Annotated in this window: 22 protein-coding genes; 15 read left to right on the plus strand and 7 right to left on the minus strand. The window is 68.7% G+C overall.

Features of this window, described 5'->3' with window-relative positions:
- Positions 1-120: 120 nt before the first annotated feature.
- The 4 genes from OSC27_RS04005 to ligD all read left to right on the plus strand — a co-directional run bounded on the left by OSC27_RS04005 (position 121) and on the right by ligD (position 3,310).
- Positions 121-1,089 (plus strand): hypothetical protein, encoded by a 969-nt coding sequence (locus tag OSC27_RS04005; RefSeq protein WP_267180109.1) that lies wholly within the window; start codon positions 121-123, stop codon positions 1,087-1,089.
- Between the two features lie 45 nt (positions 1,090-1,134).
- Entirely contained in the window at positions 1,135-1,923 is a 789-nt protein-coding gene (locus tag OSC27_RS04010) for a formate/nitrite transporter family protein (RefSeq protein WP_267180110.1), read from the plus strand.
- A gap of 104 nt (positions 1,924-2,027) precedes the next feature.
- Positions 2,028-2,210: a hypothetical protein gene (locus OSC27_RS04015; protein ID WP_267180111.1), complete on the plus strand. Its 183-nt coding sequence runs from the start codon at positions 2,028-2,030 to the stop codon at positions 2,208-2,210.
- 68 nt (positions 2,211-2,278) lie between these two features.
- Complete coding sequence (gene ligD, locus OSC27_RS04020) at positions 2,279-3,310, plus strand: non-homologous end-joining DNA ligase (protein WP_267180112.1); 1,032 nt, start codon at positions 2,279-2,281, stop codon at positions 3,308-3,310.
- Positions 3,311-3,343: 33 nt separating this feature from the next.
- Here ligD and OSC27_RS04025 read toward each other — a convergent pair whose 3' ends face one another.
- Entirely contained in the window at positions 3,344-4,519 is a 1,176-nt protein-coding gene (locus tag OSC27_RS04025) for an alcohol dehydrogenase catalytic domain-containing protein (RefSeq protein ID WP_267180113.1), read from the minus strand.
- A 152-nt stretch (positions 4,520-4,671) separates the two neighbouring features.
- Here OSC27_RS04025 and OSC27_RS04030 point away from each other — a divergent pair, with 152 nt between their 5' ends.
- A complete protein-coding gene (locus OSC27_RS04030) occupies positions 4,672-5,286 on the plus strand; it encodes a hypothetical protein (protein WP_267180114.1) in 615 nt (204 codons plus the stop codon).
- 38 nt (positions 5,287-5,324) lie between these two features.
- On the opposite strand, the gene OSC27_RS04035 is transcribed toward OSC27_RS04030, so the two are convergent.
- On the minus strand, positions 5,325-5,789 hold the full coding sequence (locus OSC27_RS04035; protein ID WP_267180115.1) for a hypothetical protein: 465 nt from the start codon (positions 5,787-5,789) through the stop codon (positions 5,325-5,327).
- The gene (locus OSC27_RS04040; protein WP_267180116.1) at positions 5,786-6,025 is read right to left on the minus strand and encodes a DUF2249 domain-containing protein; all 240 of its coding nucleotides are present in this window, start codon (positions 6,023-6,025) and stop codon (positions 5,786-5,788) included. The genes OSC27_RS04035 and OSC27_RS04040 overlap by 4 nt, the downstream gene beginning before the upstream one ends.
- A gap of 105 nt (positions 6,026-6,130) precedes the next feature.
- On the opposite strand from OSC27_RS04040, the gene OSC27_RS04045 reads away from it, so the two are divergent.
- The 7 genes from OSC27_RS04045 to OSC27_RS04075 all read left to right on the plus strand — a co-directional run bounded on the left by OSC27_RS04045 (position 6,131) and on the right by OSC27_RS04075 (position 14,626).
- Positions 6,131-7,318 carry a hypothetical protein gene (locus OSC27_RS04045; RefSeq protein WP_267180117.1) on the plus strand — a complete coding sequence of 396 codons (1,188 nt, stop codon included), beginning with the start codon at positions 6,131-6,133 and terminating at the stop codon, positions 7,316-7,318.
- Positions 7,315-10,101, plus strand: coding sequence for a multicopper oxidase domain-containing protein (locus tag OSC27_RS04050; protein ID WP_267180118.1), 2,787 nt, complete (start codon positions 7,315-7,317; stop codon positions 10,099-10,101). The genes OSC27_RS04045 and OSC27_RS04050 overlap by 4 nt, the downstream gene beginning before the upstream one ends.
- 112 nt (positions 10,102-10,213) lie before the next feature.
- On the plus strand, positions 10,214-10,606 hold the full coding sequence (locus OSC27_RS04055) for a ChaB family protein (RefSeq protein WP_267180119.1): 393 nt from the start codon (positions 10,214-10,216) through the stop codon (positions 10,604-10,606).
- Positions 10,607-10,683: 77 nt separating this feature from the next.
- A complete protein-coding gene (locus tag OSC27_RS04060) occupies positions 10,684-11,136 on the plus strand; it encodes a PPC domain-containing DNA-binding protein (RefSeq protein WP_267180120.1) in 453 nt (150 codons plus the stop codon).
- 3 nt (positions 11,137-11,139) lie between these two features.
- The gene (locus OSC27_RS04065) at positions 11,140-12,609 is read left to right on the plus strand and encodes a phytoene desaturase family protein (protein ID WP_267180121.1); all 1,470 of its coding nucleotides are present in this window, start codon (positions 11,140-11,142) and stop codon (positions 12,607-12,609) included.
- The gene (locus tag OSC27_RS04070; RefSeq protein WP_267180122.1) at positions 12,606-13,061 is read left to right on the plus strand and encodes an SRPBCC family protein; all 456 of its coding nucleotides are present in this window, start codon (positions 12,606-12,608) and stop codon (positions 13,059-13,061) included. The genes OSC27_RS04065 and OSC27_RS04070 overlap by 4 nt, the downstream gene beginning before the upstream one ends.
- Positions 13,058-14,626, plus strand: a complete 1,569-nt coding sequence (locus OSC27_RS04075; RefSeq protein ID WP_267180123.1) for an alpha-amylase family glycosyl hydrolase — start codon at positions 13,058-13,060, stop codon at positions 14,624-14,626. Before OSC27_RS04070 ends, OSC27_RS04075 begins: the two co-directional genes overlap by 4 nt.
- An 18-nt stretch (positions 14,627-14,644) precedes the next feature.
- Here the strand turns inward: OSC27_RS04075 and OSC27_RS04080 are convergent, their stop codons facing one another.
- From OSC27_RS04080 to OSC27_RS04090, 3 genes are all read right to left on the minus strand, one after another.
- Positions 14,645-16,165 (minus strand): SulP family inorganic anion transporter, encoded by a 1,521-nt coding sequence (locus tag OSC27_RS04080; RefSeq protein ID WP_267180124.1) that lies wholly within the window; start codon positions 16,163-16,165, stop codon positions 14,645-14,647.
- A 72-nt stretch (positions 16,166-16,237) separates the two neighbouring features.
- The gene (locus tag OSC27_RS04085; RefSeq protein ID WP_267180125.1) at positions 16,238-17,287 is read right to left on the minus strand and encodes an ATP-dependent DNA ligase; all 1,050 of its coding nucleotides are present in this window, start codon (positions 17,285-17,287) and stop codon (positions 16,238-16,240) included.
- Positions 17,284-18,582: a cytochrome P450 gene (locus OSC27_RS04090; RefSeq protein ID WP_267180126.1), complete on the minus strand. Its 1,299-nt coding sequence runs from the start codon at positions 18,580-18,582 to the stop codon at positions 17,284-17,286. Before OSC27_RS04090 ends, OSC27_RS04085 begins: the two co-directional genes overlap by 4 nt.
- A 98-nt stretch (positions 18,583-18,680) precedes the next feature.
- Here OSC27_RS04090 and OSC27_RS04095 point away from each other — a divergent pair, with 98 nt between their 5' ends.
- The 3 genes from OSC27_RS04095 to OSC27_RS04105 all read left to right on the plus strand — a co-directional run bounded on the left by OSC27_RS04095 (position 18,681) and on the right by OSC27_RS04105 (position 21,845).
- Positions 18,681-19,493: an SDR family oxidoreductase gene (locus tag OSC27_RS04095; RefSeq protein ID WP_267180127.1), complete on the plus strand. Its 813-nt coding sequence runs from the start codon at positions 18,681-18,683 to the stop codon at positions 19,491-19,493.
- A gap of 172 nt (positions 19,494-19,665) precedes the next feature.
- Positions 19,666-21,432, plus strand: coding sequence for a cytochrome c oxidase subunit I (gene ctaD / locus OSC27_RS04100; RefSeq protein ID WP_267180128.1), 1,767 nt, complete (start codon positions 19,666-19,668; stop codon positions 21,430-21,432).
- The gene (locus OSC27_RS04105) at positions 21,429-21,845 is read left to right on the plus strand and encodes a cytochrome c oxidase subunit 4 (protein WP_267180129.1); all 417 of its coding nucleotides are present in this window, start codon (positions 21,429-21,431) and stop codon (positions 21,843-21,845) included. The genes ctaD and OSC27_RS04105 overlap by 4 nt, the downstream gene beginning before the upstream one ends.
- A 60-nt stretch (positions 21,846-21,905) precedes the next feature.
- Here OSC27_RS04105 and OSC27_RS04110 read toward each other — a convergent pair whose 3' ends face one another.
- Positions 21,906-22,928: an LLM class flavin-dependent oxidoreductase gene (locus OSC27_RS04110; protein ID WP_267180130.1), complete on the minus strand. Its 1,023-nt coding sequence runs from the start codon at positions 22,926-22,928 to the stop codon at positions 21,906-21,908.
- Between the last annotated feature and the right edge of the window lie 31 nt (positions 22,929-22,959).

Below are 22,959 nucleotides of genomic sequence, written 5' to 3' on the forward strand. Positions count from 1 at the left end.
GCAGGCCCGCTGCGACCCACCTTGCCTCGTACTCGACTCGCTGCGTTCTCGACAGGAGGAGGGAAGGGATGCGCCCGGGCGGCATGCGTGCCGGCCGGGTTCGCGCGTAGGCTCTCGCGCATGGGGCTCACCGAGGTCGCCCGCGAGCTGTACCGGCTGCCACCCGGCGAGTTCATCGTGCAGCGCACGGCCCGCGTCACCGAGGTGAAGGCCGACAAGGAGCTGGCGAAGGCGGTGCGACGCCTGCGCAAGCCTTCGGCCGGCGCGTGGGCCGTGAACCAGCTGGCCGACGACGATCGCCTCGACGCGCTCGCCGACCTCGGCGATGAGTTTCGGCACGCGCAGGAGCAAGGAGACGGCCCTGCGCTGCGTGAGCTCTCCGACCGGCGCCGCGAGACGATCGCCTCGCTCATCGAGGCAGCGAACGACAGAGCGGATGCCGCGGGCCAGCCCCTCAGCCGCGCCGCCGCCGACGAGCTCGAACAGACGCTCGCCGCGGCGGTTGCCGATGAGGGTGCGTTCGCCGCGGCGCGCAGCGGCCTGCTCGTTCGGGGCCTGCGCAGCAGCGGGTTCGGCCCCGTGGATCTCGAGGGAGCCGTCGCGACGGGCGAGGCCCCCGCCGCGCCGAAGCGGGCAGCGGCGGCACGACCCCGAGGCACAGGCACAGGTACCGGTGCAGGCACAGGTACCGGTGCAGGCACGGGCACACGTACAGCCACACGTTCAGGTGCAGGCGAAGCCGACCACGCGGGCCGGCAACGCTCGAGTAGCGGCACGGAACGAGGCGCGGATGCGGCATCCGATAAGGCTCGAAAACTCGCCGAGCGACGCGTTGAGGAGGCGAGCCGCCGCACCGAGAAGGCTGAGGCTGAACTGCAGCGGCTGCAGGGCGAGCACGACGAGATCGAGAACGAGGCACGCGTGCTCGAACGCGAGGAGCGCGAGCTGCGCAGGAGACTCGAGCGCATCGCCGACGAGAAGGACACTCTGGAACGCAGGAAGGCGGATACGCAGCGCCGCGAGAAGCGGGCACGCGGCATCGCCGTCAAGGCTAGGCGCGAGCTCGATAAGAGACGGGAGCGACTCTGATGGACAACCGGGAGCGACTCTGATGGACAACCGGGAGCGGCCCTGATGCAGCAGCAGGAGGGTGGCGAGGGGCCGGTCGAGGAAGACCTGGAGACCTCGTTCGACAGCATCATCTCCGAGGGTGCCGAGCGCCTGCACCGCAGCCTGCGCTCCGTGGCGATCACCGGATTCTTCGGCGGCCTCGAGGTCGGCCTCGGCGTCATCGCCTACCTGGCGGTCATGCACGAGACGGGCAGCCATCTGCTGGCGGGCCTCGCGTTCGCCATCGGCTTCATCGCGCTGCTCCTGGCGCACAGCGAGCTGTTCACCGAGAACTTCCTCATGCCGATCGCGGCGCTCGTGGCGAAGGAGGGCACGCCATGGCAACTCGTTCGCCTCTGGGGCGCCACGCTGGTCGCCAACCTCATCGGCGGCTGGCTCATCATGGCCCTGGTGATGCTCGCGTTTCCCATGTGGCACGGCACCGTGGCAGAGGCGGCGCACCAATTCGTCGATCCGGCGTTCTCCTGGAGCACCATCGCGCTCGCCACACTCGGCGGCAGCACCATCACCCTCATGACGCGCATGCAGCACGGCACCGATTCCGACGTCGCCAAGATCATCGCTGCCATGATCGGCGGTTTTCTGCTGGCCGGCCTGCCCCTGTTCCACTCGATTCTCGACTCGCTCGTCATCTTCGGCGCGATCCAGTCGGGAGCCGACATCAGCTACCTCAACTGGCTCGGCTGGTTCGGCTACACACTTCTGTTCAACATTCTCGGCGGCCTGGTGCTCGTGACCGCCCTCCGGCTCGTGCGAACCAAGGAGCTCGTGCGCGAGCGGCGACGAACCTGACCGCACACCCGCTGCCGAACCCGACCACACACTGCTGCCGAACCCGGCCGCCCCTTGTGCATCCCCGCCACGCTCTTAGCATGTGGGCAACGAGAGGAACACGAATGTCGAACAACGACGAGCGCGAAAACGACGATCCGCAGAACTCTGCCCCGCAAAACAGCACGGACGATCAGTCGCAGAGCGCGGGCCCCCAGGACAACCCGCAGAACCACGACGACGTCGACATGCACGTCGACAAGCCCTCCCAGGCCGAGGGCGACGTGGGTGACAGCGACGCCGGCTGAGAAGACGGTCGACGTTCGCATGAACGAGCGGATGCCGCGGCACGCTCCCGCCCCCACGAAATCCTGCCGTGGCCGCTGACGCCGAGATTCTCGAGGTCCCCTCGGGCGGCCAGACGCGCGACGTGCGCATCTCTAGCCCGTCGCGCGTTCTCTGGCCGGAGCTCGGCATCACCAAGCTCGACCTCGCCCGCTACATTGCCAGGGTCGGCGACGCGTTCGTCGCGGCGAACGGAGATCGGCCGGTTTCGTTGCAGCGCTACCCCGACGGGGTCGACGGCGAACACTTCTTCTCCAAGAATCCGCCTCGGGGAGCGCCGGACTACGCCCGCTCTGTGGTGGTGACCTACCCGAGCGCCCGCGCGCATCCGCAGCTCGTGATCGATGAGGCGGCAACCGCCGTGTGGGCCGTGCAGATGAACACGGTCGTGTTCCACCCGTGGGCCTCGCGCGCCGAGAACAGCGACAACCCCGACCAGCTGCGCATCGACCTCGACCCGCAGCCGGGCACCGACTTCGACGACGCGGTGCCCGCCGCCATCGAACTGCGCCGCGTGCTCGTCGAGGCCGGGCTGAACGCGTTCGTGAAGACCTCCGGCAATCGGGGGCTGCACGTATACGCGCCCATCGAGCCGACGCACGAGTTTCTCGACGTGCGGCACGCGGTCATCGCCGCGGCCCGCGAGCTGGAGAGACGGATGCCGCACGCCGTCACGAGCGCCTGGTGGAAGGAGGAGCGTGGCCGGCGTGTCTTCGTGGACTTCAACCAGGCGAATCGGGATCGCACGATCGCCGGCGCGTACAGCCCGCGGGCGCTACCCGGCGCATCCGTGTCGTGCCCGGTGGAATGGGACGAACTCGAGCGCGTGGCGCCCGGCGACTTCACGATCGAGAGTGTTCCGACTCGGCTGCTCGAACGCGGCGATCCGTGGGCGGCGATGCACGAGGGGCCGGGGCGCATCGACACCCTTCTCGCCTGGTGGCAGCGTGACCTCGATGACGGGCTGGGGGAGCTGCCGTTCCCACCCGACTACCCCAAGATGCCGGGGGAGCCGCCGCGCGTGCAGCCGAGCAGGGCCCGCGAGCACCCCGCAGAGCCGTGAGAGGGCGCGCTCGCTGGGCGCGCTCGCCGCGCGCTACGGCGTGAGCACCACCTTGATGCAGCCGTCGGCCTTGTCGCGGAACATCTCGTAGAGGCGGGGCGCGTCCTCGAGCGAGCCGCGGTGCGTGACGAGGTCTTCGATACCCAGGGGGTCCCGCTCGCTCTCGACAAGCGGCATGAGCTCGCTGACCCAGCGCTGCACGTTGCCCTGGCCCATGCGCAGGGTGAGCTGCTTGTCGAACAGCGTCATCATCGGCATGGGGTCGGCGTTGCCCGCGTAGACGCCGCTGAGTGAGACGGTGCCGCCGCGGCGCACCGCGTCGATCGCGAGTTGAACGGCTGAGAGCCGGTCGATGCCCGCCTTCCGCATTGCGGGCTTTGCCACCGCGTCGGGCAGCAGGCCCGCGGCGTTCTGCGCGAGCGCGGCGACCGGGTGGCCGTGGGCTTCCATGCCGACGGCGTCGAGAACCGCATCCGGCCCTCTGCCCTCGGTCGCCTCGCGCAGGCGTTCGAGCACGTCATCCGTGAGATCGAAGGTCTCCACGTCGTGCCGCTCGGCCATGGCTCGCCGCTCGGGAACGGGGTCGACTGCGAGCACCCGGTGTCCGAGATGCCGGCCGATGCGACTGGCGAGCTGGCCGACCGGGCCGAGCCCGAGCACGGTGAGCACGCCGCCGACGGGCAGGTCCGCGTACTGCACTCCCTGCCAGGCCGTCGGCAGAATGTCGCTGAGGAAAAGGTAGCGTTCGTCGGGCAGCTCGGTTCCGACCATAATGGCGTTGAAGTCGGCAAGCGGCATGCGGATGCGCTGCGCCTGCCCGCCGGGAATCGAACCATACAGCTCGGTGTAGCCGTAGAGCGCGGCGCCCGTCCCCTTCTCGCGCTGCTGGGTCGTCTCGCATTGCGTGGTGAGCCCACGACGGCACATGAAGCACTCGCCGCACGCGATGACGAAGGGGATCACGATCCGGTCGCCGGGCGAGATGCGCGTGACGGCGTCGCCCACCTGCTCCACCACGCCCATGGCCTCGTGCCCGAGAACGTCGCCCTTGCTCAGGAACGGGCCGAGCACGTCGTAGAGGTGCAGGTCGGAACCGCAGATCGCTGTCGAGGTGACACGCACGACCGCGTCGGTGTCGTTGATGATCTCGGGGTCTGCGACGTCGGCAACGGCGACGGTTCGCGGTGCCTGCCAGGTGAGTGCTCTCATCCTCTGACGTGTACGCCGGGTAGGTCTCGCCGGCAAGGGGTTGCCTTGCTGTGAGCTGTCGCGCAACCCCTTACGAGATGCGACAACCGTCTCTACCGTGGAGACGAAGTGGCAACGGCGAGGGGAGGGGTTGCGAGATGGGTGTGACAGGCATGACGCGCGCAGCCGAGGCGTGGGCTGCCAAGGGCGTGGCCGTTCTGATGCCCGCCGATTCGAGTGCCGAGGTGGCGGTGATCCTGCAGGTTGAGGATGCGCCGGCCGGGATCGTTCTCGAGATCTTCGGCAGCGAACAGCTTTACGTACGCATGCGCAACGGCGCCCTGGTCTTCGGGCTCGTTGAGCCGTACCGGCAGCGAGAGTCGTCGAGCCGGCTCGAGCGCGGCCCGGCGGTGCTGACCACCGACGACCACTACGTGGCGCGCTTCGCCGACTCGACCACGCTCTTCGGCGCGCAGGACACCGTCGTGGTGATGCCGTACGACGAGAGCGGCCGACCGCATCCGCTGGTGTCGATCCCCATGGCGTCGCTGCAGCGGCCGCGGCGCGCCGTCTTCCGCCTTGACGAGAATGGCGGAGCCGACGAGCGCGTCTACACCGTCGTGGGCGAGAGCGAACTCGACGAGGGCTACACGTGCCCGGTGTGCGGGAAATATTGCGAGAAGCCCGAGCCCCACACCTCGGCGCACGGGGTGCCGGGCCACTACTCGGCCGGCGCACGGCCTGGCCGGGTTGAAGACGACGTGCGAAGCCGGCCGTACGCGGTCTGAGTACCCCAGGTGGTTGACCCCCGGCCGGTCGAGCACCCTCAGGCGGTCGACGCGATCACGGCCAGCACCAGCACCGCGAGACTCAGCACGCCGATTCCTGCCCTCAGCACGAGCGCCCAGCGCGCTCCACGGCGGATGCGCGTGGCGAACCCGTCGTCGAGCGGCGCCGACGCGGCGGCGCGGCGCAGCCGCGTCATCCGTCTCGCCTGAATGACCCCGACGCCGAGCCCGACCGTGAGAACGGCGCACAGCACGACCATCGCGGTCGACAGGGCACTCCAAGGCGCGCCGAGGAGCAGCGCGAGGCCGGAAGCGAACGCCACGAGAAGGGCGATGGTCGCGACGATGCCGTACCTCCGGCCGAAGTGGCGGAAGAAGGCGACGCGTGCTTCGCGGCTGAGGGTTGCCGTGGTGCTGCGGGCGATGACGACGAGGCTCACCCAGCCGCCGATCCACACGCAGGCGGCCACGACGAGCAGGCCGAGGAGGATCGCCTGCGTCACTGGGCGGCGGGGCGACCGATGTCGACGCGCCAGACCTCGGGGCCCTGCTCGAGGTACTCCCAGGTGAACTCGCCCGCGTGCTCGGCCGCGAACTGGTAGTACAGCGGCTTGGGGTCGTGGTCGTTGACCAGCACGTACCCTTCGCCGGGCTGGAGGGCGTTGTATCGCTCGAAGATCAGCTCGTGGCGACGCCACGGCTCCTCGGTACGCACATCGAGATCAGGGCGCTCGCTCATGTCTTCCTTTCGTGGTGGGAACGCGCTCGCATTCCCGCCATGAAACTAACACGAAAAGTCTAATAAAAAGTAATAAAATGAGAGCAACGGCGCACGGGAACAGAGGTGGGGGACGAGATCGAACACGACGACCGAGTGACGGCATCCCCCCAGCCGGCACCCGCCTCTGCGACGAAAGTGTCGGGCACATCGGGATACGTGGCCCGGCCCCGTGCGCCGCTTACCCGCACCGGCGTGCGCCTCGCGTTCCTGATTCCCGGAGGTATCGCCCTTCTCGCCGGGCTGGACGCCGCGCTGCTGCTGCTCGGGCTGCCCGCGCCGGTCACGACCGACCGCCTGCCCGACGTGCACGGGCCGCTCATGGTCTTCGGCTTCGTCGCAACCGTGATCGCGCTCGAGCGCGCCGTCGCGGTTCGCCGCTGGTGGGCATTCGCGTCGCCCTCCGCCTTCGGGCTGGGCGGCATCGCCCTGCTCTCGCCCGCCCCGATCGCGGTCGGCCAGGCTTTGCTCGCCGTGGGCGCCGTCATGCTGCTGGCCATCTACCTTGCCATCTGGCGGCGTCAGGCAATGCTGGCGGCGGCGATCCAGGCGCTCGGTGCGTTCATGGCGCTGGCCGGCTGCATGCTGTGGCTTGGCGGCGCGGCGGCATCCGCTCTTGTGCCATCCATGGCGGCGTTCATGGTGCTGACCATCGCGGGGGAGCGCGTGGAGCTCGCCCGGCTTGTCGTTCTCAGCAGGGGCAGTGAGCGCGTCGCCTTCGGCGTGTGCTGCTCGCTCGGAGCGGGAGTGCTCGCGGCCATGCTGTGGCCCGCCGTCGGCTACCCGCTCCTGGGCCTCGCTCTGCTCGCCGTGGTCGCCTGGCTCGCCTTCTTCGATGTGGCGACTCGGCTCGTGACGACGCACGGCCTGCCGCGATACATCGCCATGTGCCTGCTTGCCGGCTATGTGTGGCTCGTGGTAGCCGGGCTCATCTGGATCGTCGCCGGTCCCGTCACGAGCGGCCCGTGGTACGACGGTGCGGTGCACGCGGTGTTCCTGGGCTTCACGCTCGCCATGATCATGGCGCACGCACCGGTCATCTTCCCGGCGGTGCTGCGACGACCGCTGCCGTACTCACCCGTGTTCTACGTGCCCGTCGCGCTGCTCACCGCCTCGCTCATCATGCGTATCCTCATCGGCGACCTCAAGCAGATCCCGTCTCTCGTGCAGTGGGGCGGCGTCGTCAACATCGTCTCCGTTCTGCTGTTTGTGGTGCTGGCCGTGACGGCCGTCGTTCGAGGGAAGCAGCGGTGAGCCCGGCGATCGGCTCTGCCCCTGACGCCAACGAGCACGCGGCCGGGCGTCGTCGGGGCCGCCGCGCCTGGTACGCGGTGGCCAACGCCCTCGTCGCGCTCTGGGGCGTGGCCGCCGCCGTCGTCGGCGCCGTCGAGGCACATATTCCCGCGGCGGAATGGCTGGTCGTGCATCTCCTTCTGCTCGGCGCCGTGACGTCGGCGATCCTCGTCTGGAGCCAGCACTTCGCCGACACGCTCACCCGTCGAGGGGCGCCCGGCGGCCGCCGTGCCCTCGCAACCCGGCTCGGCCTGCACACCGTGGGCGCGGTCGTCGTCGTGCTCGCCGTGAGCCTTGGCGTATGGCCGGCCGTGATCGTCGGTGGTGCAGCGGTCGCGGTCGCCGCCGCCTGGCACGTCGTCTCGCTGACCCTCCAGCTGCGCGGCGCCCTGCCGTCCCGCTTCGCCCCGCTCGTGAGGTACTACATCGTCGCGGCCCTGTTCCTCATCATGGGCGTCGCCGTCGGCGTGCTCATGGCGGGGCAGCCCGCCGCCGGCGACATCCGTGACCGCCTGTTCGTCGCGCACATCGCCGCGAACCTCGGCGGCTGGGTCGGCCTCACCGTCATCGGCACCGTCATTCTCCTGTGGCCCACAGTTCTGCACGCACGCATTCTTCCCACAGCGGATGCCGCGGGCCGGCGTTCCCTGCCGCTCGCCTCGGCCGGGCTCATCGTGGCGGGTGCGGGGTGTCTCATCGATGTGCGTGTACTCGTGCCGCTCGGGCTGGCGGCCTTCGCCGCCGCCGTGATCCTCGTGCTCGTCGAGACAGCACGGCAGGCGAGGCAGGCGCCGCCGACGTCGTATGCCGCGTGGAGCATGGGCGCATCCCTCGTGTGGTTCCTCGGCAGTGTGCTCGCCCTTCTCGCGCTCACCGCGCTGGCTCCCGGCTGGGCGGCGATCGCCGCGGGGCTGCCCGTTCTGCTGTTGCCATTCGTTCTCGGTTTCGTCGCCCAGCTCGTGGTCGCGGCGCTGAGCCACCTGATTCCGGTGGTGTTCGGAGGAGGGCCGGCGCGCGCCCGTCGCATGTACGCGGAACTCGAGAGGCTCGGCGCCTTCCGCGCCATTGTCGTCAACGGCGCCCTGCTGCTCTGCCTGCTGCCGCTGCCGGCGGTCACGCGCGTCGTGCTGCTTGCCGTCGCGACGCTCGCGCTTCTGTCGATCGTTCCCCTCGGCGTGCGCGCCATCGTCGGTCGTGACGGCGCGACGCCCCGAGGCAGTCGTGAGGCGACGCCGCCAGGCGGTCGTGCGGCTCCACCGGCGCACCAGCCGCCTGCCACCGGCCCGCGCGCCGGCGCCACCCTGCACGAGCTGAGCGGCAGCATGATGGCTGCGGCGGGAACCCTGGTTCTCGCCGTCGCCCTGAGCGTCTCGCTCGCACCCGTGGGCATCGCCTCGGGTCTGCCGGGCGCCGTGGTGCCCGGCGCATCCGCTGGGCAGAACGGCTCTGCCGACGAGGTCGCCGCAACGGGGCACACGACGACGGTGGCCATGACGATGAAGAACATGCGCTTCTCGCCGGCGACGGTGCGGGTTCCTGCGGGGGATCGTCTCGTGATCCACCTGGTGAACCGCGACGACCAGGTGCACGACCTCACGCTGGCAGACGGCACGACCTCTGGCAGGCTCGTAGGCGGTGCACGAGCGACCGTGGATGCGGGCGTCATCCGTTCGAACATCGACGGCTGGTGCTCCATCACGGGCCACCGGCAGATGGGCATGGTGATGCGCATCGTCGCGGTCGGTGCGCCGAGCGAGAACGCCGCGGCCGTCAGCGGAGCGCAGGCGGGCAGCCACGATGGCATGCACATGGGCGGCGGCGCAGGCGGCGCCGATGCGACCGGTTCGGCCGGCTCGGCAGCCGACGACATCGACCTGGCGAAATCCCCGCCGGCGAGCTTCTCGGCCCGCGATGCGACGGTGCCGCCGGTGGGGGCCGGCACCACGCACCGCCTCACGCTCACGGTGCGCGACACGCTCACCGAGGTGTCGCCCGGCGTGTGGCAGACGCTCTGGACGTACAACGGCACCGCGCCCGGCCCCACCCTGCACGGGCGCGTCGGTGACACGTTCGTCATCACCCTCGTGAATCGCGCCCCAATGGGCCACTCGATCGACTTCCATGCCGGCGCCCTCGCGCCGAACAAGCCGATGCGAACCATCGAGCCCGGGCAGAGGCTGACCTACACGTTCACGGCCACGCGGGCCGGGATCTGGCTGTACCACTGCTCGACCATGCCCATGTCGGTGCATATCGCAAACGGCATGTTCGGCGCGGTCATCATCGACCCGCCCGGTCTCGACCCCGTCGACCGCGAATTCGTGTTCGTGCAGTCCGAGTACTATCTGGGGGCGCAGAAGGGCATCGCTGATGCCGCGAAGGTGGCGGCGAAGACCCCAGACCTCGTTACGTTCAACGGCTACGCCGACCAGTACCGTGCCAGGCCCATTGCTGTTTCGGCCGGCGACCGCGTGCGCGTGTGGGTTCTCGACGCCGGGCCGAACCTGCCGAGCGCGTTCCACGTCGTGGGCGCCCAGTTCGACACCGTCTTCGAGGAGGGCGACTACCTGCTGCGCGCCGGCGGTTCCACGGGCGTCGGCGGCTCCCAGGTGCTTGGCATGCAGCCGGCGCAGGGAGGGTTCGTCGAGTTCACGCTGGCGCAGCCTGGCGACTATTCCTTCGTCACCCACATCATGTCGGACGCCGAGCGCGGCGCATCCGGCGTCTTCCATGTGAGCGGATGATGCACCGCCCGACCACCCGCTCCTCCTGACGCACGGCGCTCGCTCCCGGGTGGGCGAGCGTCGGTGCCCGGCGTACCGTGAGGGGCAATCGGAAGGTCCGTGAGGAGGCACCATGCCCGCATCGAAGGAAATGCCCTCGACCATCGAGCGTTCCCCTAAGCATGCCCAGGAGATCTGGTCGGCCGCACACGACTCCGCGGTCGAGAGCTATGGCGAGGGCGAGCGGGCGCATCGCACGGCGTTCGCGGCGCTGAAGCATGAGTACGAGAAGGTGGGCGACCACTGGGAGAAGAAGGAGAAGTCCGGTCCGTCTGACCAGAAGGCTGAGGGCACGCGCGGCTCGAAGGGCGAGACGGCCGGCGGAGTGGACGCCAACGCGTCGAAGGAGCATCTTCTCGACATCGCGAAGCGCCTGGACATCTCGGGACGCTCGACGATGAACAAGGACGAACTGGTCGAGGCGATCGAGAAGGCCAACGACCGAGAGAGCCGGAAGAGCCGCTGAGGCGCGCGCGTCGCCCGGTGTTCATCACAGCCGGGTTCATCACAGCCGGTACCCATGACAGACAGGAGTGAGACCGCATGCAGTTCAAGCGCATCGATGGCGACCAGCAGGGCGCCGGGGCCACGTACGTTGTGGTGCTTTCCGAGGGCGACGAGGCGTTCGCCACGCTCAGCACGTTCGTGAAGGAGCACGACCTCACGGCGGCGCAGATCACCGCCGTCGGAGCGTTCGAGCGGGCGGTGGTCGGCTGGTACGACCGAAGCACGAAGGAGTACAGAAAGAACCCGGTCGATGAGCAGTGCGAGGTGCTCTCGCTCGTCGGCGACGCCGCCGGAAGCGACAAGGGCCCCCAGTTGCACCTGCACGCCGTGCTCGGCCTCGCCGACGGCACGACGCGCGGCGGCCACCTGCTGGAAGGGCACGTGTGGCCGACCCTCGAGGTCATCATTCGGGAGTCACCGGCCTCCCTGCGCAAGACGATGCGCCCCGACGTGGGACTCGCCCTGATCGACCTCGAGAAGACCGCCTGACGCATGATCGAAGACGTCGTCGTCGTGGGCTCCGGCCCGAACGGGTTGGCCGCCGCGGTCACGCTCGCCCGCGCGGGCCTGAAGGTGGTCGTACTCGAGCGCTCTGACTATGCCGGCGGGGGCGCGAGCACGCGCGAGCTGGTGATGCCCGGGGTGCGCAACGACGTCTGCTCGGCCGTGCATCCCATGGCGATCTCGAGCGACTTCTTTCGGCGGTTCGCCCTCGCCGAGCGCGTCGAGATGCTCGTGCCCGAGATCTCGTACGGTCAGCCGATCCGCGCCGCCGAAGCCGCCATCGCCTACCAGGATCTGGAGCGCACGGCCGAGGGGCTTGGGGCGGATGCAGACGCCTGGCGGCGCCTGTTCACGCCGTTCGAGCGGCATCCGGAGCGACTGGCCGACATCATCGGCAGGCCCATGCTGCGCGTGCCGACCGAGCCGCTCAGCCTGCTGCAGTTCGGGCTGCGCGCGCTCGTCCAGGGAACCCCCGCCTGGAACCTGCCGTTCTCCGGCAGCGACGCACCGGCGCTGCTCGCGGGTGTGTTCGCTCACACGATTCGCCGCCAGCCCAGCCTCGGAACCTCGGCGGCAGGCCTGGCCCTCGCCGCCTTCGCGCATTCGGTCGGCTGGCCGATCCCACGCGGGGGCAGCGGCGCGATCTCTGACGCCATGATCGCCGACCTTGAGGCGCATGGCGGCCGCGTGGAGACCGGCACCGAGGTACGCAGCCTCGACGAGTTGGCGGGAACGCGCATCGTCATGCTCGACATCACGCCGCATGCGCTCCTGCAGCTCGCCGGCCACCGGATGCCCGAATGGTTCGCCGCCAGCATGCGCCGCTTCCGCTATGGCAACGGCGTGGCGAAGGCCGACTTCGTGCTCTCCGAGCCGGTGCCGTGGGCGAATGAGGAGCTGAGGCGGGCCGTCACGGTGCACGTCGGCGGCACGAGGGCGCAGGTGGCGCGTGCCGAGAACCAGGTGGCGGCGGGCATGCATGCGGATGAGCCGTACGTGCTCACCTGCCAGCCCACCGTGATCGACCAGTCGAGGGCCGACGACGGCCAGCATGTGCTGTGGGCGTACACGCACGTGCCGGCTGGCAGCGACGTCGACGAGACCGAGGCGATGGTGCGCCGCATCGAGCAGTTCGCCCCTGGGTTCCGCGACACCATCATCGCCAGCACGGCGCGCACGGGCCGGCAGATGCATGCGGAGAACCCCAACTACATCGGCGGCGATATCGCCTCCGGCGCGGCATCCGCTTGGCAACTCGTGGCGCGACCGAGGCTGACGACCGAACCCTGGAGCACTCCGCTGCCGGGCACCTACCTGTGCTCCGCCTCCACCGTTCCCGGGCCGGGCGTGCACGGCCAGGCCGGCTGGCTCGCCGCGTGCCGCGCGCTCGAGCACGAGTACGGCATCTCCACGCCGCCCGACCTGTCTCCCGATTCGACAACTGAGGGAAAGCAATGAGCGTCAATCACCGCATCATCCACGCCTCTGCCGAGCAGATCTTCGAGGTACTCGCCGACGCCTGGTCGTACCCTTCCTGGGTGGTCGGCGCCTCCCGCGCCCGCGCCGTCAGCCCGGACTGGCCGGCCGTCGGCGCCGAGTTGCACCACTCCTTCGGCATCTGGCCGCTCGTCATCAACGACACCACGAGCATCGAGGAATGGGACCCACCCCGCAGGCTGGTGTTACGTGCGCGGGGAGGCATGCTCGGCTCCGCTCACGTGAGCCTGGAGGTCCAGACCCATCGGCGCGAATGCGTGATCCGCATGACCGAACACGCGGCCTCGGGGCCGAGCACCCTCATTCCGTCGTTCATCGTGAACATCGTCGGACACACTCGCAACCGCGAGGCACTGCGCAGGCTCGCGTACCAGGTCGAGAAGCCGCACCGCGCGCCGGATACCTCTGAATGAGTGAGCCCGACCGCCGCTGGGCAGCGGAGACGGTGTTCTACGGCATCGACATCACGCGCTTCCACGATGCGAACGGCGACGGCATCGGCGACGTCTCCGGGCTCGTCGAGAAGCTCGACTATGTCGCAGATCTCGGCGTGACGTGTCTCTGGCTCCTGCCGTTCTTCCCCAGCGACCGCATGGACAACGGGTACGACATCACCAACTACTTCGACGTCGACCCCGAACTCGGCACCCTCGACGACTTCCGCGCCCTGGCCGACGAGGCCCACGCGCGCGGCATCCGCATCATGGTCGACCTCGTCGTGCACCACACCGCGTCGAAGCACCCCTGGTTCCGCGCCGCCCAGGCTGACCCCGATTCGCGCTTCTACGACTACTACATCTGGCGCGAAGACGAGCCGGCAGACAGTGCCGACAAGAGCGCGTTTCCCGAGGAGGAGGACGGCATCTGGGACTACTCGCCCCGCGCCAAGCGCTACTACCGGCACACCTTCTATGAGTTCCAGCCTGACTTGCGCATCGCCGACGACCAGCTGTGGGAGACGATCAAGAGCATCGTCGACTTCTGGGTGGCAACGGGAGCCGACGCCTTCCGCGTCGATGCCGCCTCGAAGCTCTTCACGCCGGATGCGCTCGAGGGCACGCAGATCACCGGGCAAGAGCGTCTGGACGACCTGAGGCGCTACCTCAGCCGCCGCGCGCCCGGCGTCGCCCTCATCGGTGAGGTCGACATGCCGCGCGACGACATCGAAGACTTCCTCGGCGATCGCTTCGATCTGCTCTACAACTTCCTCGGCAACAACGCGCTCTACCTCGCTCTGGCCCGCCAGGAGGCGGAGCCCCTGCGCGAGACGTTCCGCCAGCAGCAGCGCTCGGCCGGCACGTCCCCGTGGCTGAACTTCATGCGCAACCTCGACGAGCTCGACCTCGAGCAGCTGAGCGACGACGAACGGCAGCGCGTCTTCGACGTCTTCGCCTCGAGGCAGGACATGCGCATCTACGGGCGGGGCGTGCGCCGCGGCTGGGCACCCATGATGAAGACCCACGAGCAGCGGCGCATGTGCCTGAGCCTGCTCTTCGCCTCACCCGGTGCACCGCTGCTCGTCTACGGCCAGGAGCTCGGCATGGGGGACGAGCTCTCGCTGAGCGGCCGGGAGGCCGTGCGCATCCCCATGCAATGGGACAGTTCGCGCTCGGGCGGGTTCTCCGCGCGCGCGCCGGCCCGAGACATCGCCCGAACCGCGAATCGCGCCGGCGAGTTCGGCTACCGCCGCGTCAACGTCGAGAAGGAGCGCGACAAGCCGGACAGCCTGCTCACCCTCACCAGGCAACTCGTTCGGCTGCGGTGCGAGCACCCGGGAATCGGCACGATCGCGCCGAAGTTCCCCGACGAGCCGTCTGACGCCATCCTCGCGCTCTCGTATGGCGAGCTGACCATCGTGCACAATCTCTCGGAGCAGGCTCAACCGACGACCATCGAGCACGGCAGGCGCGTGCTGCTCGGCGGCATCGACGGCACGACGCTGCCGCCGTTCGGCTTCGCCTGGCTCACCGACGAATAGCGGATGTCGGCCGGCCGCTTACAGCGCCCCGCCGAGTCGTCCCGCCAGGCGCCCGTGGAAGCGCGCGCTCGCCTCGTTCATGCCCTCGATCACGGCACTCTTGCCGTGGCCCTCGTATTTGTGCGCGATGGCGTCGAGCGCCGACACCGTCGAGGCGTCCCAGACGTGTGACGCGCTCATGTCGATGACCACCTCGGCGGGGTCGCCGGCGTAGTCGAACTGCGTCGTCAGGTCGTTACTCGAGGCGAAGAACAGCTCGCCGTTCACTCGATACCGGGCGAAGGCCGTGCCGTCGGGCCTTTCCACGAGTTCGCGCTGAACCGTTGCGAAGTGCGCGACCCGTTTGGCGAAGATCACCATGGCGATGATGACGCCGAGCACCACGCCGATGGCGAGGTTGTTCGTCACGACGACGACCGCGACCGTCGCCACCATGACGAGAGTCTCGCCCACCGGCATCCGCTTCAGGGTCGCCGGCCGCACGCTGTGCCAGTCGAATGTTCCCACCGAGACCATGACCATGACCGCCACGAGCGCCGCCATGGGGATCACGGCGACGGTGTCGCCGAGCACGACGATGAGTACGAGCAGGAACGCTCCCGCCAGGAAGGTCGAGATGCGTGTGCGAGCACCGGATGCGCGCACGTTGATCATGGTCTGACCGATCATGGCGCAGCCGCCCATGCCGCCGAACAGGCCGGAGGCGATGTTCGCGATGCCCTGCCCCCAGGATTCGCGGTTCTTGCGAGACGGAGTGTCGGTGATGTCGTCGACGAGTTTCGCCGTCATCAGCGACTCGAGCAGGCCCACCAGCGCCATCGCCAGCGCATACGGCGCGATGGTGACGAACGTGTTCCACGTCAGAGGCACATTCGGGATGAAGAGAGACGGCAGGCTGTGCGGCAGACGCCCCTGGTCGCCGACGGTCGGAACGTTCATTCCGCTCACCACCGTCACGAGCGTGATCATGATGATCGCGACGAGAGGAGCGGGCACGAGCTTCGTCAGACGGGGAAAGAAGACGATGACGGCGATTCCCGCCGCCACGAGCGGATACACGGCCCACGGCACGTCGATGAGGTTGTGCAACTGCGCGAGAAAGATGAGGATCGCCAGCGCGTTGACGAAGCCCACCATGACGCTGCGCGGCACGAACCGCATGAGTCGGGCGACGCCGAGCAACCCGAGAACGACCTGGAACAGTCCGGCGAGCAGCACGGTGGCGATGAAGAAGTCCATGCCATACTGCCGCGAGACGGGCGCGATGACGAGCGCGACCGAGCCCGTCGCCGCGCTGATCATGGCTGGCCGGCCTCCGACCACCGCGATCGTCATGGCCATGATGAACGAGGAGAAGAGCCCGACGGCCGGGTCGACGCCGGCGATGATGGAGAACGAGATGGCCTCGGGAATAAGCGCCAGTGCCACGACGAGGCCGGCGAGCACCTCGCGGGTCAGCAGGCGCGGGCTTCTCAGCGCGCCGAGCACGGTTGAGTCGCGGGGAATAGCGGGCAGAACGGATGCGGGTGCAGAAGTCACAAGGAGTGCAATGCTACCGGAGCATCACACCGGCATCCGCCGTGCCCGTCACACAGGCCTCACCCCCTCGCCTCACTCCAACACCTTTGTGAGGTCGTACGCGACGGGCCGCTCCAGCTGTTCGAACGTGCAGGAGCGCGGCTCGCGATCCGGCCGCCAGCGCTCGAACTGCACCGTATGCCGAAACCGGGAACCCTCCATCTGGTCATACCGCACCTCGGCCACGCGCTCGGGCCGCAGCCGCACGTACGAGGTGTCCTTGTTGGCCGAGAACCGGCTGCGCTCGGTCTCGCCGCGCACGACCTCGCCATCGTCATCACGCATGACGAGCGGCTCGAGCTCGTCGACGAGCTCCTTGCGTTTGCGATCGGTGAATGCAGACGCGCCGCCGACGTTGCGCAGCTCGCCCTCGGCGTCGTACAGCCCGAGCAGCAGCGAGCCGACGCCAGACCCGCTGCGGTGCACGCGGTAGCCGAGCAGCACTACGTCGGCCGTGCGGTGGTGCTTGACCTTCAGCATCACACGCTTGCCCGGGGTGTACGCCGCGGCGAGCGGCTTGGCGACGATCCCGTCGAGCCCGGCGCCCTCGAACTCGGCCAGCCACCGTCGCGCCTCGTCGACATCTCTGGTCGTCTGGCTCAGATGCAGCGGATGGCCGAGCCCCCGCACCAGCCGCTCCAGCCGGGCACGCCGCACTTCGAACGGCTCATCCAGCAGGCTCTCGCCGCCGACCGCGAGAAGGTCGAACGCCACGAACATCGTGGGGGTCTCCTTCGCCAGGCGTCGCACGCGGCTTGCCGCGGGGTGGATGCGCTCGCTCAGCGCATCCCAGTCGAGCCGCGCCTCGCCCTCGGGTCCGCTCTGCAGCACGATCTCCCCGTCGAGAACGCAGGGTTCGGGCAGAAGGCGAGCGAACGCATCCGTCAATTCGGGAAAGTAGCGGGTGAGCATCTTCGAGCCGCGGCTGCCGATCTCGACGCGATCGCCGTCGAACGAGACGATGCCGCGAAAGCCGTCCCATTTCGGTTCGTACAGCAGGCCGCCCGGCACGCTGTCGGCTTCAGGCACGGCATCGACCGCCTTCGCCAGCATCGGCGCGACGGGGAAGACGGTCGTGCTCATGCGGCGAGCCTGATGTCGCTCATGATGAAGCCGTCCTTCGGCCCGCTCGGAAAGCGCCGCAGGCTGACCCGCAGGTCCTGCGCGGGAACCTCGTAGCGCATGTCGCGCGCCAGCAGGCGTACGCTCTCGGCCATGAGGGCGCGGGTGATGCCCTCGCCGGGGCAGTGGTGGGTGGTCTCGATCTCGCCGAGGCCCTGCGCGACCACGAGCGAATCACCCGCCTCGCGGAAGCGCTGCGGGCGGAAGCGCATCGGCTGCGGCCAGACCGCGGGGTCGTGATCGGTGGCATAGAGGTCGAGTACGACGAGGCTGTGCTTGGGCAGAGCAAGCCCCCGCCAGTGCAGGTCGTTCTGTGCACGACCCGCGATGATCGGGAAGAACGGGTAGAAGCGGCGCACCTCGTCGACAAACCCCATGAGGTCGCCCTCGTCGCCTTCCTCGAACGCGTGCCGCCACCGCGCGCGTCGGTGCAGTGACAGCGCCGCGTACACGATGAAGCGGCCGACCGCGACCACCGGTCGCAGCAGATTGACCAGCTCAGTGGCGGCCGTGTCGACGCTGAGCAGCTGGCCGCTCCTGTTGCGGTGATGCGCGAGACGGGCCAGGGGTGTCTGCCGTGTATCGCGTGAGCGGCGGGCCTCGCGGATCAGAGACCGCGCCCACGCTTCGGTGCGCAGCCGGCGAGCTCGTGCCGCCCAGTTCACAGGCCCCACGGTTCCCGAGTACTGAACCATGGATGCGAGCTCGCCGGGTCTGCCGCGATCGCGTGAGCGCACCGGCACCCCGGCCCAGTCCATCGCGGCCTCAGCGAGAACCGGCACGATCTCCTGCTGCAGCACGATGCGCTGCGCCATGCTCCAGTGGCGAGCCGCCTGATCCCAGCGACGGCGAAAGCATTCGAGCAGCCATGCGTCGTCGTCCAGCAGGCTGACGAGCATGGCCTTGCGTTCCCGGTGCGCCTCGCCCTCGAGCCCCTGCACACTGAGGGAGCCCTGCAGCAGACTGGTCGTCGAGGCCGGCATCGCACCGTGCCGGGCGAAGTGCCCGCCCTCGTAGAAGAAGCGGGCCGCGTCGAGACCGCGCATGAAGACGGCCTCGGTCGTGAGGACACGGGCACGAAAGTAGTCCGTCTGCAACTGCTCGAAGCGTTTCGACCCGTACCCGTAGCCCTCGTGCAGCAGGCGCAGGCCGCCGGCGAACTCCGGCAGGGCGGGGGCGACCACAGGCGCCGGCGCATGCGAATCATCGACGCAGTCCCAGTGGCGCATGCTGCTCATGCTGCTCATGCTGCTCATGCCTCGCACGGTAGGCGCGACCGTATCCGGCGGCAAGGGTTCCGCACGCTGCCCTCGCGGGCTTGCAGGCGAGGCGCGCGACGACGAGCATGTGGCGCATGAGCAACACACGCACGGATTTCACTCCGAAAACGGCCATCGTGACGGGCTCGGACTCCGGGATCGGGCGCTCTACCGCCGTCGCGCTCGCGCACATGGGCGTCGACGTGGGCGTCACCTGGCATTCCGACGAGGAGGGCGCTGAAAAGACGGCAGGGCTGGTGCGCGATGCGGGGGCGCGAGCCGTCGTGGCACAGCTCGACACCACCACGGCGCCCGAATGCGGCGACGTCATCGATGCGATGGCCGAGCAGCTGGGCGGCGTCGATGTGTTCGTCAACAACGCGGGCATCAATGGCGGCCCGCGCTTCTTCGACACTGATTGGGAGACGTGGCGCACGACGGTCTGCGCCGACCTCGACGGCGCGTTCGTGTGCATCCAGAGGGCGGCGAGGCGCATGGTGGATGCCGGGCGCGGCGGCCGCATCATCGCCGTGACGAGTGTGCACGAGCACCAGCCGAGGGTCGGATCCGCCGCGTACGACGCGGCCAAGCATGGCCTCGGCGGCCTCATCAAGACCATCGCTCTCGAGCTGGGGGAGTACGGCATCACTGCAAACGCGGTCGCACCCGGCGAGATCGCGACCCCGATGAACGACGAGACCGATGTGGACCCCATGGGCATCCATCGACCCGGAATCCCGCTCGGCAGGCCAGGCGACGCGCGCGAGATCGCGGACGTGATCGCCTTCCTCGCCTCGTCGAAGTCGAGCTATGTGACGGGTGCGTCGTGGGTCGTCGACGGCGGCATGCTGCAGATGGGACCGCAGGGCGGGTCGCATCTGACGGCGGACGACTGGCGGCGCGGCTGAGCGGAGCGCGGCACCTGATCGAAACGGTGCGGCCTGCGGCATCCGCTGATGGGTAGCGCGTTTGGCAGTAGCGCGTGTGACAGTAGCGCGTTTGACAGCAGCGCCCTTGACAGTGGCGGCGCTCGGCGTAGCGTGAGAGGCGGGGATGCTGCAACAAGTCTGGAAGTGATGCATGACCACGGAGTTGGTGCACCCCACTGCGGCACAACAGCTGAATGACGAGCAGGCGCATGATCTGAGGATCCGCAGCGGCAACCTGCTGGTGCACTGGCTCACCTCGACCGATCACAAGGTGATCGGCAACCTGTACCTCATCACGTCGTTCCTCTATTTCTGTCTCGGCGGCGTCCTCGCCCTCATCATGAGGGCGCAGCTGTTCGAGCCGGGGCTCGCCCTCGTTCAGACCAAGGAGCAGTACAACCAGCTCTTCACGATCCACGGCACGATCATGCTGCTGCTGTTCGCCACGCCGCTGTTCGCCGGGTTCGCCAACGCCATCATGCCCCTGCAGATCGGCGCGCCGGATGTGGCGTTCCCGCGCCTCAACGCGCTCTCGTTCTGGCTCTACGCGTTCGGCGCCCTCATGGTGGTGGCGGGGTTCCTCACCCCGCAGGGGCCGGCAGGGTTCGGCTGGTTCGCATACACGCCGCTCTCGTCAGAGACGTTCTCGCCCGGCGTCGGGGGCACCCTGTGGGTGTTCGGCCTCGCCCTGAGCGGCTTTGGCACCATTCTGGGCTCCGTCAACTTCATCACCACCATCATCACCATGCGCGCGCCGGGCATGACGATGTTCCGGCTGCCCATCTTCACCTGGAACGTCATGATCACGGGCGTGCTCGTGCTCATGGCGTTCCCCGTGCTCGCCGCCGCGCTCTTCGGCCTGGGCGCCGATCGCGTCTTCGGCGCCCATCTCTTCGACGCCGAGAACGGGGGGCCCCTTCTGTGGCAGCACCTCTTCTGGTTCTTCGGGCATCCGGAGGTCTACATCATCGCGTTGCCGTTCTTCGGCATCGTCTCTGAGGTGTTCCCGGTCTTCAGTCGCAAGCCCGTGTTCGGCTACAAGTCGCTCATCTTCGCGACCATCGCCATTGCGGCGCTCTCCACGACCGTGTGGGCGCACCACATGTTCGTGACGGGCTCCGTGCTGTTGCCGTTCTTTTCGCTCATGTCGATGTTCATCGCCGTGCCGACAGGCCTGAAGATCTTCAACTGGATCGGGACCATGTGGCGGGGATCGATCACGTTCGAATCGGCGCTGTTGTGGGCGGTCGGTTTTCTCATCACGTTCACGTTCGGCGGGCTCACGGGCGTGATCCTCGCGTCGCCGCCGCTGGACTTCCAGGTCTCCGACACGTACTTCGTGGTGGCGCACTTCCACTACGTGGTGTTCGGAACCGTCGTGTTCGCCATGTTCAGCGGCTTCTACTTCTGGTGGCCGAAGCTCACGGGCACCATGCTGAACGAGCGGCTGGGCAAGTGGCACTTCTGGTTGCTCTTCATCGGGTTCCACATGACGTTCCTGATCCAGCACTGGCTGGGGGTGATGGGGATGCCGCGCCGCTACGCCACCTATTCGGCCGCGGACAACTTCACGTGGATGAACCAGCTGTCGACCGTGGGCGCCATGCTGCTGGGAGTGTCGATGATCCCGTTCCTCGCGAACGTGTACCTCACGGCCAGGCATGCGCCGAAGGTCACCGTGAACGATCCGTGGGGCTACGGCCGTTCGCTGGAGTGGGCGACGAGCTGCCCGCCGCCGAGGCACAACTTCACGTCGATCCCGCGCATCCGCAGTGAATCGCCGGCGTTCGACCAGAACCACCCGGAGGCGGGGCCGCCGACCGACAGCGCGACCCAGGCGCATGCGGTTCGTGCGGGCGAATCGGGCGCCGGGGGAGACGCGCCCTCCTCATCGGCGCCCGGCGGTGGTCGGCGATGAAGTTCAACGCGTGGATGTTCTGGGCGCTTGCCGCGTTCTTCTTCGTCGAAGGCATCCTCTACATCTGGTGGAACGCGGTCGACAACCACAGTGTGGAGTGGGCGGGATCGATCGCGCTCCTCCTCTGCGTCGTGCTGTGGGGGCTGATCGCCTTCTACCTGACCGTGCACGCCCGCGCGCAGACGGAACCGCTGCAGCAGGATCGCCGCGACGGTGAGATCGACGACGACGACCCCGAGATGGGCTTCTTCAGCCCGTGGAGCTGGTGGCCGTTCATGATCGGGGCCAGCGGGTTCATCTTCTTCCTCGGACTCGCGATCGGCATCTGGATCGTGCCGATCGGCCTCGCCCTGTTCCTCGTAAGCATCGTCGGCTGGACCTACGAGTACTACCGCGGCTACTTCGCCAGGTAACACGCGCCAGTCAGTCAGTCAGTCAGTAGTCAGTCAGTCAGCCAGCCAGTCAGGCGTCAGTCAGTCGCGCCAGCCGAGCGCGGGTGCGATGTCGCGCGCGATCGTCTCGAGCAGCCGCGCGTTGTAGTCCACGCCCAGTTGGTTCGGCACGGTGACGAGAAGCGTGTCGGCGTCACGCACCGCGGTGTCCTCGGCCAGCTCGGCGACGATCTCATCCGGCTCGCCCACGTAGCTTTTGCCGAAGCGCGCGAGGCCGCCGTCCAGATGCCCCACCTGGTCGCGCCGCTCGCCCGCGCCCCGGCCGCCGAAGTAGTCGCGATCGGCGTCACTGACCACGGGCAGGATGCTGCGGCTCACCGATACGCGCGGCTCGCGTTCCCACCCGGCCGCTCTCCACGCGTCGCGGTATCGGGCGATCTGCTCGGCCTGCAACTCGTGGAACGGCACGCCCGTGTCTTCGGTGAGCAGCGTCGAGCTCATGAGGTTCATGCCCTGCTCGGCCGCCCATTCGGCGGTCTTGCGCGTGCCGGAGCCCCACCAGATGCGGTCGGCGAGCCCGGGGGACTGAGGCTGGATGGCGAGCGCGCCGCTCGTGCCGGTCATCGCAGGGTCGGCGTGCGCGACGCCGGCGCCCTGGATGGCGGCCCGGAAGAGGTCGGTGTGCGCGCGGGCCAGGTCCGCATCCGTCGTGCCCTCTGCAGGGACGAACCCGAACGATTCCGACCCCTTCAGGGCCGGTTCGGGTGAACCGCGGCTCACCCCGAGCTGCAGGCGGCCGCCGCTGATGAGGTCGGCGGACGCGGCATCCTCTGCCATATAGAGGGGGTTCTCGTAGCGCATGTCGATGACGGCGGTGCCGATCTCGATGCGGCTCGTGCGCGCGCCGATGGCGGCGAGCAGCGGGAACGGCGAGGCGAGCTGCGGCGCGAAATGGTGCACGCGAACGTATGCGCCGTCGATGCCGAGCTCTTCGGCCGCGACAGCGAGCTCGATGGTCTGCACGAGCGCCTCGCGTGCGGTCGGCGTGCGCGAGCCCGGAACGCGCTGCCAGTGGCCGAAGGAGAGAAAGCCGATGCGCTTCATGACTTCCTCAGCGTTCGAGCCGCATCGGGAA

This window comes from Microbacterium sp. STN6 (assembly GCF_026410545.1).
Taxonomy (GTDB): Bacteria; Actinomycetota; Actinomycetes; order Actinomycetales; family Microbacteriaceae; genus Root112D2.